This window comes from Ensifer sp. ENS09 (genome assembly GCF_014852425.1).
In the GTDB taxonomy this organism is placed as follows: Bacteria; Pseudomonadota; Alphaproteobacteria; order Rhizobiales; family Rhizobiaceae; genus Ensifer.
This window is the reverse complement of the sequence record NZ_JACVBP010000004.1, coordinates 573,449-586,646: the sequence shown is the minus strand read 5'-3', so window position 1 is coordinate 586,646 and position 13,198 is coordinate 573,449. Positions and strand designations below refer to the sequence as shown.

Annotated in this window: 10 protein-coding genes; 6 read left to right on the top strand and 4 right to left on the bottom strand. The window is 61.3% G+C overall.

Features of this window, described 5'->3' with window-relative positions; genetic code table 11:
* Genes IB267_RS23030 through IB267_RS23020 form a run of 3 tightly spaced genes read right to left on the bottom strand, consistent with a single transcriptional unit; the run spans nt 1 to nt 3,700 of the window.
* Entirely contained in the window at nt 1-1,131 is a 1,131-nt protein-coding gene (locus IB267_RS23030; RefSeq protein ID WP_192449737.1) for an ABC transporter permease, read from the bottom strand.
* Nucleotides 1,124-2,047, bottom strand: coding sequence for an oligopeptide ABC transporter permease OppB (oppB, locus tag IB267_RS23025; RefSeq protein ID WP_034799616.1), 924 nt, complete (start codon nt 2,045-2,047; stop codon nt 1,124-1,126). Before oppB ends, IB267_RS23030 begins: the two co-directional genes overlap by 8 nt.
* A 54-nt stretch (nt 2,048-2,101) precedes the next feature.
* Nucleotides 2,102-3,700 (bottom strand): peptide ABC transporter substrate-binding protein, encoded by a 1,599-nt coding sequence (locus IB267_RS23020; RefSeq protein WP_192449736.1) that lies wholly within the window; start codon nt 3,698-3,700, stop codon nt 2,102-2,104.
* 759 nt (nt 3,701-4,459) lie between these two features.
* Between IB267_RS23020 and fba the strand changes: the two genes are divergently transcribed.
* From fba to IB267_RS23000, 4 genes are all read left to right on the top strand, one after another.
* Nucleotides 4,460-5,503 (top strand): class II fructose-bisphosphate aldolase, encoded by a 1,044-nt coding sequence (gene fba, locus IB267_RS23015; RefSeq protein ID WP_089043784.1) that lies wholly within the window; start codon nt 4,460-4,462, stop codon nt 5,501-5,503.
* Between the two features lie 682 nt (nt 5,504-6,185).
* The gene (locus IB267_RS23010) at nt 6,186-7,316 is read left to right on the top strand and encodes a DUF2092 domain-containing protein (protein ID WP_192450031.1); all 1,131 of its coding nucleotides are present in this window, start codon (nt 6,186-6,188) and stop codon (nt 7,314-7,316) included.
* Complete coding sequence (locus tag IB267_RS23005; RefSeq protein WP_192449735.1) at nt 7,313-7,525, top strand: hypothetical protein; 213 nt, start codon at nt 7,313-7,315, stop codon at nt 7,523-7,525. The genes IB267_RS23010 and IB267_RS23005 overlap by 4 nt, the downstream gene beginning before the upstream one ends.
* A 287-nt stretch (nt 7,526-7,812) precedes the next feature.
* On the top strand, nt 7,813-9,090 hold the full coding sequence (locus IB267_RS23000; RefSeq protein ID WP_089043781.1) for a DUF2254 domain-containing protein: 1,278 nt from the start codon (nt 7,813-7,815) through the stop codon (nt 9,088-9,090).
* A gap of 8 nt (nt 9,091-9,098) precedes the next feature.
* On the opposite strand, the gene IB267_RS22995 is transcribed toward IB267_RS23000, so the two are convergent.
* Nucleotides 9,099-9,911 (bottom strand): MerR family transcriptional regulator, encoded by an 813-nt coding sequence (locus tag IB267_RS22995; protein WP_192449734.1) that lies wholly within the window; start codon nt 9,909-9,911, stop codon nt 9,099-9,101.
* Between the two features lie 225 nt (nt 9,912-10,136).
* Between IB267_RS22995 and IB267_RS22990 the strand changes: the two genes are divergently transcribed.
* Both IB267_RS22990 and IB267_RS22985 read left to right on the top strand, forming a co-directional pair.
* Nucleotides 10,137-11,405: a 4-aminobutyrate--2-oxoglutarate transaminase gene (locus IB267_RS22990; protein ID WP_192449733.1), complete on the top strand. Its 1,269-nt coding sequence runs from the start codon at nt 10,137-10,139 to the stop codon at nt 11,403-11,405.
* Nucleotides 11,406-11,659: 254 nt separating this feature from the next.
* Nucleotides 11,660-13,135 (top strand): NAD-dependent succinate-semialdehyde dehydrogenase, encoded by a 1,476-nt coding sequence (locus IB267_RS22985; protein ID WP_192449732.1) that lies wholly within the window; start codon nt 11,660-11,662, stop codon nt 13,133-13,135.
* Nucleotides 13,136-13,198 lie beyond the last annotated feature (63 nt).

The following is a 13,198-nucleotide window of genomic DNA, read 5'->3' as shown; positions in this document are numbered from 1 at the left end:
TCAGCGATCCTTCGGGTCGAGCGCGTCGCGCAGGCCGTCGCCGACGAAGTTCAGCGAGAACAGCGTCAGGACGAAGAAGATGGCCGGGAAGATCAGAAGCCACGGCGCCGACTGGATGTTGTTTGCGCCTTCCGAGATCAGCGCCCCCCAGCTCGTCAGCGGCGCCTGAACGCCGAGGCCGAGGAAGGAGAGGAAGCTCTCGAGCAGGATCACCTTGGGCACGACGACGGTCACGAAAACGATGACCGGGCCGATCGTGTTGGGGATGATGTGCCGGCGGATGATCTGCCAGTCCGTCAGACCGAGCGCCTGAGCGGCGCCGACGAATTCTCGACGTTTCAACGCCAATGTCTGGCCGCGCACGATACGGGCCATGTCAAGCCATTCCACCGCCCCGATCACCAGGAAGATCAGGATGAACGAGCGGCCGAAGAACACGACGAGCACGACGACGAGAAAGACGAAGGGCAGAGAATACATGATCTCCACCAGGCGCATCATGACGTTGTCGACACGGCCGCCGATATAGCCCGATGTCGCGCCGTAGACGACGCCGATGCCGAGCGACACGAGGCTCGCGAGCAGGCCGACGGCGATCGAGATCTGGCCGCCGAGCATGACGCGAACGAGCAGGTCGCGGCCGTTGGAATCCGTGCCGAAGGGGAAATATTCCCGGTCGACCTGGCCGGTCACCTTCAGCGTTTTGCCGTCGTTTTCCGATGCCACCACCTGGGTATCGCGGAATTCGTTGGCGCGGTCGAAGTAGCGCGTGGCACGGGAATCGATCGGCTGTTCGGAGGTAATCGTCGCGGTGAAGGTTTCACCCTCGAGATTGAACTCCTTCAGCGTGACGCGTGCCCGGGTGGCGACACCTTCCATCACGTCTTGAAGCGTCGACGTATCCGGCCGCGGCTCGAGGCTCGGGCTGATCGAGACGTAGGACGGGAACACCTGGTCATAGGTGTGCGGAACGAAGAACGGACCGAGAAACGAGAACAGTGCGATCAGCGCCAGCATGAAGCAGCCGGCCATGGCGGCGCGGTTGCGGCGGAAGCGCATGGCGGCAAGCTGGAAGAGGCTGCGCCCCTTCGTTTCCGGCGTCGACGCCGGGGTCTGGGCGATATCAGTCATGGCGAACCCTCGGATCGAGCAGGCCGTAGAGAATGTCGACCAGGAGATTGAAGACGATGACGAAGATGGCGACGAGAATAACCGTGCCCATCACCAGCGTGTAGTCGCGGTTGATAGCGCCAAGGACGAAGTAGCGGCCGACGCCCGGAATGGTGAAGATCGTCTCGACGACGGCCGAGCCGGTCAGAAGGGCCGCAGCGCAGGGCGCCAGATAGGAGACGACCGGCAACATCGCACCACGCATGGCATGGGTGACGACAACCGTTCGAGATGGCAGGCCATAGGCCTTGGCCGTTCGGATATGATCGGTATGCAGCGCCTCGATCATCGAGCCGCGCGTCAAACGCGCGAAAACTGCAAGCTGCGGCAGCGCCAGCGCGATCATCGGCAGGATCAGGAAGCGCAACGATCCATCACCCCAGCCACCGGCTGGCAACCATGCGAGCACGATTGCAAAGACCAGCGTCAGCACCGGGCCGACGACGAAATTGGGCACGGTGACCCCTATCGTCGAAAACGACATGATGGTGAAATCAAGCACGCTGTTTTGCCGCAGCGCGGCGATCGTTCCGGCGGTGACGCCGCCGATCAGCGCAATCAGCAACGCGTAGAAGCCGAGCTCCATCGAATAGGGCAGACCCTTGCCGATCAGTTCAGCGACGTTGTTGTCCTTGTAGACATAGCTCGGCCCGAAGTCGCCGGTCACCGCATTGCTGAGATAGTGCGTGTATTGGCGCCAAAGAGGCTGGTCGAGCTGGTACGTCTTCATCAGGTTCGCCATCGTTTGTGGCGGAAGAGGACGCTCGAGGTTGAAGGGGCCACCAGGGGCGAACCGCATCAAGAAAAACGAAATGGTGACGACGATAAACAAGGTCGGCACCGCACTCGCCAATCGGCGAAGGATGAAGGAAATCATGGACGTACTCCGGAGGCGACGCGCGGCCTTCCGACCGCGCGTCGTCTCTGTTCGTTATTCGGCGATGCTCAGGAACTTGCTGAGGTGCTCGTTCGGAGCATTGTCCGCCCAGCCCTTGACCCGGCTGGCAACCAGCCACAGGTCGGCCTGTGTCAGAAGCGGAGCGATCGGCTGTTCCTTCATCAGCAGCGCTTCGGCGTCATGCATCAGCTTGGAGCGGGCTGCCGGGTCCTGCTCGTCGTAGGACTTCTTCATCAGGCCGTCGAATTCAGCGTTTTCGAAGTGGCCGTAGTTGAAGGTCTTGTTGGAACCGACGCTGAGCGCCAGGAAGTTCTCGGCGTCCGCGTAGTCAGCCTGCCAGCCGGCGCGGGCAACGTTGAACTTGCCGCCTTCCTGCAGGTAGGCGTAGTGCGAGGACACGTCGAGGTTCACCAGCGACACCTTGGCGCCGAAGGTGTTCTTCCACATGTCGGCGACGGCAGTCGCGACGCGCTCGTGGTTCGGGTTGGTGTTGTAGCGCAGCTCGATGTCGAGCGGCTTGCCACCTTCGCCGTAACCGGCTTCCTTCATCAGAGCGATGGCTTTGTCTTCGCGGTCGAGCTGCGACATCGTGCTGAACTCGGCCTTGGACGGCTCGCCGTAGCTTTCAATGCCCGGGGGAACCATCGAGTAGGCCGGCAGCTGCGAGCCAGCGTAGATTTCCTTGGCAAGGAAGTCGCGGTCTACAGCCATGGAAAGGGCCTGGCGGACGCGAACGTCGCTATAGGGCTCCTGGCGGGTGTCGAAGGCATAGTAGTAGGTCGCGAGCGACGGCGAGACGTGGACCTGCTCGCCGTAGGACGTGCGCAGACGGTCGATCTGGTCAGCCGAGAAGTTATAGACGAGGTCCATTTCCTTGGCTTCGAAGCGGCGAACCGAGGCAGCCTGGTCGTCGATCGGGTAGAAGATGACCTTGTCGAGCTTGACGTTGGCGGCATCCCAGTAATTGGCGTTCTTGACGACGGTAAGGCTGTCGTTCGGAACGTGGGCCTGCAGCGTGAATGCGCCGTTCGAAACCATGACGCCCGGCTTGACGAAGTCGGCGCCGTTCTTTTCGACGCTTGCCTTGCTGACCGGAAGTGCCGTCTGGTGTGCGAGCAGTTCCAGGAAGAAGGGGGTCGGACGCTCAAGCGTGATTTCGACGGTCTTTTCGTCAACGGCCTTTACGCCGAGCTGGTCGGCCGGCAGTTCGCCCTTGTTGACCTTTTCAGCGTTCTTGATCGGGAAGAGAATGTTGGCGTAGCCGGCTGCGGTCTTCGGATCTTCGACGCGGCGGAAGGAGAAGACGAAGTCTTCAGCCGTTACCGGCGAACCGTCCGACCACTTTGCATCGGCGCGCAGCTTGAAGGTGTAGACCGTGCCATCGTCCGAAAGCTCCCACGTCTCAGCAACACCAGGGACGATCTTGGCAGAGGCGTCATAGATCGTCAGGCCTTCATAGAGGTCCTTGAGGATGAACGCTTCGATGTTGATCGAGGTGTGGTGCTGGTCGAGCGTCTGCGGCTCACCTGCGTTGCCGCGATGCAGGACAGCTTCGGCAAGCGCCGGGCTCGCTGTGATAAGCAAAGAGCCGAGTAGCGCAGCAGCGCTCAGGTTGAGTTTCAGTGATGCCATTTTGTTTCTCTCCTTCCCCTTTTTTGGGTTTGTGATCGCAGGAGAGAAGTGCAAATCGTTCGCGAACGCAAGGCGGATTCTGCGACTGTCTGCATCTTTATCTATAGGCAGGGGATCGACCTACCCCATAGGTTGTATTTTGTTTGCGATTCTTTTCATCGCCTTTGCGACGGACATATGACGTGAACAGGGCATTTCTGCGAAATCTACTGCAACGTTTTAGGTCCGCGCTTTTCCTCGGCCGTATCGCGCCTCGAATCGCCCGCGATGCAAAGTTTGTGAATTTTAGCGGCAGTTTACGTAATCTGCGCAAAGAAAGAAGGGTGTTGCCGCAATCTTCTTGCGAGCCGTTCAACTTCTGTCGACAGACTGTTTCCGACAGTGCATCTACCACTATAGTGCAGAAGACGAAATCAGCGCCCAGAGGTTGCATTCAGACCCCTCGACTCCCCTTCCTCTCAGCCACCACCAGAAAGTGAAAACACTTCACACTGAAGGTGTTGCATCCAGTCCACAGTAAAATCGATTGAAGCGAGTTTCGACCTCTGGCAACCTGCCTTTTGCCCGGTTGTCAAACCACTTCGATGAACTATTGTGCGCCTGACTTCGGTGGGCGCGACCAATTCGCGCGCGCCGTCACGCCGCACGAAAAAGCCGGCCATCGACTTTGCCATCGATGCATTTCGTGCGGTTCAACGGCCGGATTGTTTTTGTGGTGCGCCGCATAGGTTGCACCGAGTATCCAAAGGGAGATAGCGAATGGCATTGATCACATTGCGGCAACTGCTCGACCATGCGGCGGAGAACGACTACGCGCTGCCGGCGTTCAATGTGAACAATCTGGAATACATTCAGGCCGTCATGCGCGCCGCCGATGCGACCGACAGCCCGGTCATCCTCCAGGCAAGCCGTGGCGCCCGCTCCTACGCCGGTGACGCGTTCCTGCGCCACCTCATCCTGGGTGCCGCGGAAGAATATCCACATATCCCGGTCTGTTTGCATCTCGACCACGGCGACCAGCCGTCGACCTGCATCTCGGCCATCACCAACGGCTTCACCTCCGTCATGATGGACGGCTCGCTGGAGAAGGACGGCAAGACCGTTGCCAGCTATGAATACAATGTCGCCGTCACCGCGGAAGTCGTGAAGATCGCGCATGCGGCCGGCGTTTCGGTCGAAGGCGAACTCGGTTGCCTCGGCAACCTTGAGACCGGCGCAGGCGACAAGGAAGACGGCCACGGCTTCGAAGGCAAGTTGTCGCGTGAAGAACTGCTGACCGACCCCGACCAGGCGCTCGACTTCGTCAGCAGGACCGGCGTCGACGCGCTGGCCGTCGCGATCGGCACCAGCCACGGCGCCTACAAGTTCACCCGCGAGCCCGATGGCGACATCCTGTCGATCGAAACGATCGCCAAGATCAACAAGAAGCTGCCGAACACCCACCTCGTCATGCACGGCTCGTCGTCGGTACCGAAGGATCTGCAGGATCTCTTCAACACCTATGGCGGCAAGATGAAGCCGACCTGGGGCGTTCCGGTCTCGGAAATCCAGAAGGCGATCCCGCTCGGCGTGCGCAAGGTCAACATCGACACCGACCTGCGTCTCGCCATGACCGGCACGATCCGCAAGAACTTCGCCGAAAACCCGGAGAACTTCGATCCGCGCACCTATCTGAAGCCGGCAACGGCGCTGATGACCGAAGTGTGCCGCGAGCGCTTCGAAGCCTTCCGCACCGCCGGCAAGGCCTCGAAGATCCGCACGCTGCGCCTGCCGGAAATGGCAAAGCGTTACGCGGCTGGCTGATCCGCCGCTCGTCGCCCCGCCGCTGTCGGCAGTCTCAGCGGGGTGATGTGAGTAAAAAACCGACGATCGGCGCGCGCCCCGCAAACCGGGGCGCGCGCCGATCTCGTTCGGTGGTGCTGTCCGCTCATCGCGGACAAGAGGAAAACGCTAGAATCTCCGTTTCCGCCAACGGCCGCCCGATCTGGCCGCAACCGCTCAAAGAGCGCCGGCATCAGTCACGCACCACGCTGGACAAGGGCTGCCTCTGCCCTAATCCGTTAGGATGAATTGCGCGCAAATCGCGCGGATGTACCATGTGCGCGTGCGGCTGCGGCGAAGGCGTCGCAATCGCACGGTGTCCCTGAGCCTCTGCTCAGTTGGCAGAGGCCCCTGTCTCTAGCGGCCACTGCTCGGTCGATAGTGTCGGGCCGAGAGTTACCCCTGGATCTGATTTGTCTGGTCGTAGTTTCGCGCAGAGCGAGCCCTATCGGCCAGCGCGTTCGAGGAATGCCACGACGTAGCGTTGCAAGCGCATTGTGATTCAATTCTCAACCGAACGAGAAGGATTGTTGCGATGTCCAGAGCGCCAGCCGTCCTGCCTGAGCACAAAAAAGTTTCGAACCTCGGCAGGGTATCCAGAACAGACCTATCGATCAGCAGACGCCTCGCGCGGGGAATGCTCGCGCTCGCCGTTCTGACTGCAATGCCAAGCACCGTCACGTGGGCGCAGGGCCCGGATGGCGCAAATATGCGATACAGCAAGGAAGCCTTGCAGCAGGCATTGCAGACGAGAGAACAGTACGATCTCTCTGGCCTGCGCTTCGCCATCGCAAAGTCCACCTTGCGGGCCGGCGCTGAACTTCTCGACGACGTTGCCGCCGTGCTGAAGAGGTTCCCTGACTGGAGCTTGAGGATCGTCGTCCATACCGATGCGAGCGGCGGCGAGGAAGCCAACCAGCGTCTCTCGCAGGAACGTGCCGAAATGATCAAGGCCGCTCTGGTCAAGAGAGGGGTTCCCGCCGACAGGCTGATAGCCTCCGGTGTCGGTCAGATGATGCCGGTTGCCAGCAACAATACGGCGGAAGGTCGGGCGCTCAATCGCCGGGTCGAGCTCGTGAGAGTGACCGACTCGCCGGAAGCCAAGAAGTTGCTCAAGGCGATGTCCGACTACCTGGCCGCTCAGAAGGCCCTGTCGTTCAGCTATGATTCCAATCTTCAGGTCATCACCAGCGCAGACCAGAAGCTTGGGCTATCGAGCTCCGGCACCGTGAACCTCAGCCGGCCGGACAAGGTGCATACGACCCGTTCCGGTGGGTTTGTCGATACCGAGACCCTGTTTGACGGGAAAACGCTCACGCTTCTCGGAAAGAACGTCAACAAGTACACCCAGGTGGAAATGCAAGGGACAGTCGATCAACTGATCGACGAGTTGAAGGACAAGCATGGGCTGCCCCTGCCGGCTGCAGACCTGCTGATGACCAATGCCTATGACGAACTGATGAAGGGCGTCTATGACGCCAAGGATTTGGGAAGCGGCGTCATTAACGGCCAGGAATGCGACTCCCTGGCGTTTCGCAAGGACGACGTGGATTTCCAGATCTGGGTCGCACATGGCGAACAACCGTATCCCTGCCGGTTGGTCATCACCTCCAGCAAGGTCAAGGGCGGGCCGGAATACAGCCTCCAGATCAGGGACTGGAAATCCGGAGACGGCGTGCCCGCGGATGACTTTGCTTTCAAGAACGCGACGAATGCCGAAAAGGCTGATGTCGCCGACCTCAAACAGACCTTGAGCGAACTGCCGGACAACTTCGTTGTGGGAGATAAAAAATGAGCTTCTGCAAACGCACGGGAATCATCTGGCTCTTTCTGGCCGCCGCACTCATCATGGGCGACTTGACGAGCGAAGCGCTGAGCATAGCGATCCCCACCTTCGTCTCTCCTGCCATTGCCAGGGTAGGACGACCGCTGACGCCGGTCAGCGTGGCGGGCGTTGCCCGTCGCACGACTCGACGTTGCGCGGCCGGTGTCTATAACTGCTAGAAACGGTTCGATTGCTGAGGGAACGACAGACTGCTGAGCGGGTGCGCCGCTCAGCAGCACACGTGATTGACCGCCTTCCGGCAGAAGTGCCGCGCAGACTGCGGCACCCGCCAACCGGGTTGTTCGAGTTCGCGCAATCCTGAATATTAGCGTATAATCATGTCTCCTATCTCATGCGGGGCAAGCTGGCGATCGGGCATGGCAGAGACGTGGCGCGCCGCGAGGACTGCGCAAGACGGCTTCGGTTTCGAGGTGATGGCGTCGGCCATCGTCGGGGGCAAGGTCACATGAACTGGAGCAGGCTGTATCGGTTCAAGAACTACATGCGGTCCTCGCTCTGGATCATCCCCTTCTTTGCGCTTATCGTGGAGCAGGTTCTGTTTCGCACGGTGATGGCGCACGATGACTGGACAACTTGGGTGCCGCCGTGGCCCTTGAGCGTCGAGGGTACCGTCGCTGCGATGCAAGCGATCATCAGCCTCGCGCTTTCCTTCATCGTCTTCACGTTTGGGTCGCTGCTCGTTGCGATCCAGATCGCCAGCGGTCAATTGACGCCGCGCATCATCGCCATCACGCTTCTGCGCGACAACGTCATTCGTTTCACCGTGGGCCTGTTCATCTTCACGCTGCTCTTTGCGATCGGGGTGATCAGTCGGGTAAACGCATCGGCCCCGCCCTCGATCGTCTGGATCTCCGGCGTCCTCGGCGTCCTCTCATTGGCCGCCTTCCTCTATTTCATCGATTACTCCGCCCGTCTCTTGCGTCCGGTCAGCATCATCCACCGTGTTGCCGAGCAGGGTTTCGCCATGATCGAAGCCGTGTACCCCGACAATCTCAGGGAGACGAGCGAAGAGCCGCCGCCAAACGGTTCACTTGGCCCGCCCGATCGTGTGGTCACGCATATCGGCTCCTCAGACATCGTTCTCGCCGTGGACATGAAGTTTCTGGCAAGCCGGGCGACGCGGGCTGGCGGTATCGTCGAGCTGGTCGCCCGTATTGGTGACTTCGTCTCCTATGGGCAGCCGCTCTTTCGGCTCTATGGCGGTGCCAAGACGATCTCGTCCCACGATCTTCGCAGCAGCGTGGCCTTCGGGCGCGAGCGGACGGTCGAACAGGACCCGACCTTCGCCTTCAGGATCATTGTCGACATCGCCACCAAGGCGCTTTCCAAGGCGATCAATGACCCGACGACGGCGGTTCTGGCCATTGACCAGCTGCATCGTTTGCTGCGCAGCGTCGGCAACCGTAACCTGCGCAACGACAGCGTCTTTGACCCGCAGGGCCGCCTGCGCGTGATGTTCAGGACTCCGGATTGGGGAGATTTCGTACAGCTGACATGCCGCGAGATCAGGATCTACGGCGCCGATAACCTGCAGATCGCGCGAAGGCTGCACGCCATGATCGACAATCTCGAGGAGGTCCTGCCCGATTGCCGGAAATCCGTCCTGCGCGTCGAACGCGAGCTGCTCGACCGGATGATCGACAAGGTCTACCTGCTGCCGGAAGACGCGGCACTTGCAAGGATCGCGGATACCCAGGGGCTCGGCGGGTCGGTTAACGCGTGAGCGTCCGGCTAGAATGTCGGCGGCGTATTGACCCAGAGAAGCACGGTTTCGCCGTCGTGACGGTTTGCCCAGGCGTGCCGCCGCTTGCTTTCGAAATAGAGCGAGTCGCCGACGCCGAGGTCGTAGAATTGGTCGCTGTCGAGAATGAACTCGACCCGGCCGGAGAGGACATAGACGAACTCCTCGCCCTCGTGCCCATAGGCGCCTTCGCTGGACGCGCCGGGCTCCAGCACGAAGCGGTGGCAGTCCATCTGGTTGCGGCCATCGGCCAAAAGCTGCACCGTGACGCCGGGGGTCGTGCGCGGCCATGTCCGCCATTCGCCGGCCCGAACGACGGCGCGCGCATCCGCCTCCTCTTCACCGGCGAGGCTGGAAACGGTGGTGCCGAAGAATTCAGCGATGTTGTGCAGCACCGCGACCGAGACGCCCTGCGAGGTGCGCTCCAGCGTCGAAAGCACCGAGGCGGCGATGCCGATCTCACCGGCGACCTGCTCCAGCGTCTTGCCGGCGGCGTGCCTGAGGCTGCGCAGCTTGCGCCCCACCTGGTTTTCAGGGCCGTCGCTCGCCGCCGATGTGGGCTGGTCGTCCGCAGCCCCTTCAGCGTCCAGCGCCTCACGGATCGCAGCCGGATTGAGACCGCGCTCGGCCCGGAACCAGGAGATGCGCTTCAATCGGGCAAGATCGTTCTCGGTGTACTGCCGATGTCCCGTCGGCGAGCGCTCGGGCACAACGAGACCCTGCGTCTCCCATAGTCTCAGCGTCGAGGCAGAAACCCCCGCCAATCGTGCCGCTTCGGCGACCTTGTAGCGCACTGCGCCCATTCCAATTTCCCTTTACCGCCCAGCGGCGCTGCCCGAATCCTTGCAATTCCGGCGTGTCCGCAACCTTAGCCGCCGCGATCGAGATCTGACAAGAACGGCGCATCAGCAACCGTGGTGTCTCGATCACCAAATTTGATTTGCAATCGACTGTGAAAGGTGTACCACTTCCACAATAAACTTGCAGAAAAAATGCAATATATTAACTCCAGACGACAGGAACGCGCCATGACCAGCCTCACCGACCGCAAGAACGCCGCCATCTCGCGCGGCGTCGGCATGACCACCCAGATCTACGCCGATCGCGCGGAAAATTCGGAAATCTGGGACAAGGAAGGCAATCGCTATATCGATTTCGCCTCCGGTATCGCCGTGGTCAACACCGGCCATCGCCACCCGAAGGTCATCGAAGCGGTCAAGGCGCAGATCGATCGCTTCACCCACACCTGCCATCAGGTCGTTCCTTACGAAACCTACGTGCACCTCGCCGAGCGCCTCAATGCGCTGACCCCGGGCGACTTCGCCAAGAAGACGATCTTCGTGACAACAGGCGCCGAGGCTGTCGAAAACGCCGTCAAAATCGCCCGTGCTTCGACCGGCCGCCAGGCCGTCATCGCCTTCTCGGGCGGCTTCCACGGCCGGACCTTCATGGGCATGGCGCTCACCGGCAAGGTCGTTCCCTACAAGGTCGGCTTTGGCGCGATGCCGGGCGACGTCTTCCACGCCCCCTTCCCGATCGAACTGCACGGCATCACCACCGAACAGTCGCTCGCCGCATTGAAGAAGCTCTTTGCTGCCGACGTCGATCCGGGCCGCGTCGCTGCGATCATCCTTGAGCCGGTTCAGGGCGAAGGTGGTTTCTACCCCGCGCCCGCCGCCTTCATGAAGGCGCTGCGCGAAATCTGCGACCAGCACGGCATTCTGCTCATCGCCGACGAAGTCCAGACCGGCTTTGCCCGTACCGGCAAGATGTTTGCGATGGACCACCATGATGTCGCGCCCGACCTCATCACCATGGCGAAAAGCCTTGCCGGTGGCTTCCCGCTCGCAGCCGTCACCGGCCGCGCTGAAGTCATGGACGCACCGGCTCCGGGCGGCCTTGGCGGCACCTATGGCGGCAACCCGCTCGGCATCGCTGCAGCCCATGCCGTGCTTGACGTCATCGCTGAGGAGAAACTTTGCGAACGCGCCGAACAGCTTGGCGGCCGCCTTAAGCAGCGCCTTGCCGCGATCCGCGAGCAGGCACCTGAAATCGTCGACATCCGTGGCCCCGGCTTCATGAACGCCGTCGAGTTCAACGACGTGAAGACCCACCTGCCGAGCGCCGATTTTGCCAACAAGGTGCGCCTGATCGCACTGGAAAAGGGCCTGATCCTCTTGACCTGCGGCGTGCACGGCAACGTCATTCGTTTCTTGGCGCCGATCACCATCCAGGACGAAGTCTTCGCCGAAGCGCTCGACATTCTCGAAGCCTCGATTCTCGCGGCGCGCGCTTGATCCTCGACCGGGCGCCCGCCAACGCGGTTGCCCGGTGCATAATTCCTCAATTCGGGATCGACTTGAGGGCAAAATTATGCAGCAATTCAAAGTGCTACGGCGACCTTAGCGCGTCTTGAAGGACGCGCGTCGCTGTGGGTGCTGCGCGCCAATTTCAGACGCGCAATGCTCGGGTGCCGGGATAAGTCGGTGCCCGCAAGAACAAGCAAAAGCGGGCCTGCCGTCTCGCGGCAGGCCATCGCCGGAGGATGCCCATGACCTTGACCCCCGCCTTGACCAAGCACTTGCGTGACGCCGACCTGTTCGCATCGCTTCATACCGTTCCGGAGGCCGGCAGAAACTGGGCGGGCGCGACCTTCGATGTCTTCAATCCATCGACCGGCGAAAAGCTGGCAACGCTTCCGGACATGGGCATCGACGAGGCCCATGCGGCAATCGAAGCTGCTGCCGAAGCGCAGGTTCTCTGGGCGGCAAAACCCGCCAAGGACCGGAGCGCCGTGCTTCGCCGTTGGTACGACCTGATCGTCGCGCATGCGGACGATCTTGCAGCCATCCTGACGGCCGAGATGGGAAAACCGATCGGCGAATCGAAGGGTGAAGTGCTGCATGCAGCTGCCTATGTCGAGTGGTATGCGGAAGAGGCCAAGCGCATCTATGGCGAAACCTTCCCGGCCCCGGCCAACGACCGGCGCATGCTTGTGATCAAGCAGCCCGTCGGCGTCGTTGGTACGATCACGCCGTGGAACTTCCCGGCTTCGATGGTCGCCCGCAAGATTTCTCCGGCCCTTGCCGCCGGCTGCACCATCGTCTTGAAGCCGGCCGAACAGACACCGCTCGTTGCCGGCGCGATGTTCGTGCTCGCCGAAAAAGCCGGCTTCCCCACCGGCGTCGTCAACCTGCTCTATGCCGCAGAAGGTGCCGCGATCGGCCGCGAACTTTGCAGCAATCCCAAGGTGCGCAAGATCAGCTTCACCGGCTCGACCGAGGTCGGGCGGCTGTTGATGCGGCAATGCTCCGACCAGATCAAGAAGGTCAGCCTCGAGCTCGGCGGCAACGCCCCCTTCATCGTCTTCGACGACGCCGACATCGACGAAGCGGTGGACGGCGCCATCCAGGCAAAATTTCGCAATGCCGGCCAGACCTGCGTCTCGGCCAACCGCATCTATGTGCAATCGGGCGTACACGATGCCTTTGCCGAGAAGTTCGTCAGGCGCGTCGCCGAACTGACCGTCGGCGACGGCTTTACGCCTAGCGTTACACTCGGCCCGATGATCGACAAGCACGCGATCGAGAAAATCGAGGCCCACGTCGCCGACGCCGTTTCCAAGGGCGCCAAGGTGCGCGCAGGCGGCCACCGGATCGGCGCGTCGGGCACCTTCTTCGAGCCGACTGTTCTCACGGGCATTTCAACCGACATGCGCGTCGCCCAGGAAGAAACCTTCGGCCCGATCGCCCCGATCATCCGCTTCGAGACGGCCGAGCAGGTCATCGCCGAGGCCAATGACACGATCTACGGTCTTGCCGCCTATTTCTACGCCGAGAACCTGAAGCGGGTCTGGCATGTGGCCGAAGCGCTGGAATACGGCATGGTCGGCATCAACACCGGCCGCATGTCCTCGGAAGCCGCGCCCTTTGGCGGCATCAAGCAATCAGGCATCGGCCGCGAAGGCTCGCGCCACGGGCTCGAGGACTATCTGGAAATGAAATATCTTTGCATGGGCAATATCTGACCCGTGCGGAGACCCGGCGGCTAAAGCGCGTCGCGATCTTTCAGGATCGCCCCCGCGCTTTAC

Coding starts and splice junctions, on each gene's coding strand:
- IB267_RS23030 (WP_192449737.1), bottom strand. CDS start 1,131: ATGACTGATATCGCCCAGACCCCGGCGTCGACGCCGGAAACGAAGGGG.
- oppB (WP_034799616.1), bottom strand. CDS start 2,047: ATGATTTCCTTCATCCTTCGCCGATTGGCGAGTGCGGTGCCGACCTTG.
- IB267_RS23020 (WP_192449736.1), bottom strand. CDS start 3,700: ATGGCATCACTGAAACTCAACCTGAGCGCTGCTGCGCTACTCGGCTCT.
- fba (WP_089043784.1), top strand. CDS start 4,460: ATGGCATTGATCACATTGCGGCAACTGCTCGACCATGCGGCGGAGAAC.
- IB267_RS23010 (WP_192450031.1), top strand. CDS start 6,186: ATGCCAAGCACCGTCACGTGGGCGCAGGGCCCGGATGGCGCAAATATG.
- IB267_RS23005 (WP_192449735.1), top strand. CDS start 7,313: ATGAGCTTCTGCAAACGCACGGGAATCATCTGGCTCTTTCTGGCCGCC.
- IB267_RS23000 (WP_089043781.1), top strand. CDS start 7,813: ATGAACTGGAGCAGGCTGTATCGGTTCAAGAACTACATGCGGTCCTCG.
- IB267_RS22995 (WP_192449734.1), bottom strand. CDS start 9,911: ATGGGCGCAGTGCGCTACAAGGTCGCCGAAGCGGCACGATTGGCGGGG.
- IB267_RS22990 (WP_192449733.1), top strand. CDS start 10,137: ATGACCAGCCTCACCGACCGCAAGAACGCCGCCATCTCGCGCGGCGTC.
- IB267_RS22985 (WP_192449732.1), top strand. CDS start 11,660: ATGACCTTGACCCCCGCCTTGACCAAGCACTTGCGTGACGCCGACCTG.